Source organism: Bacillus pretiosus, from assembly GCF_051294775.1.
Classification (GTDB): Bacteria; Bacillota; Bacilli; order Bacillales; family Bacillaceae_G; genus Bacillus_A; species Bacillus_A wiedmannii.
On the sequence record NZ_JBPPHF010000705.1, the window covers coordinates 1 to 267 of the forward strand.

Annotated in this window: 2 rRNA genes; both read right to left on the reverse strand. The window is 45.3% G+C overall.

Annotated features, from left to right (window positions below):
- Positions 1-7: 7 nt before the first annotated feature.
- A 5S ribosomal RNA gene (rrf, locus tag ACSG5Z_RS32805) occupies positions 8-123 on the reverse strand.
- Between the two features lie 48 nt (positions 124-171).
- A 23S ribosomal RNA gene (locus tag ACSG5Z_RS32810) occupies positions 172-267 on the reverse strand; the annotation flags it as partial.

Below are 267 nucleotides of genomic sequence, written 5' to 3' on the forward strand. Positions count from 1 at the left end.
GGTTTTTGCTTGGCGACGTCCTACTCTCACAGGGACAAGGTCCCAACTACCATCGGCGCTAGAGAGCTTAACTTCCGTGTTCGGTATGGGAACGGGTGTGACCTCTCTGCCATCATCACCAAACTATAAAGGCATATTCCTTCAAAACTAGATAACATTGCTTCATATTATATGGTTAAGTCCTCGATCTATTAGTATTCGTCAGCTCCACATGTCACCATGCTTCCACCTCGAACCTATCAACCTGATCATCTTTCAGGGATCTTA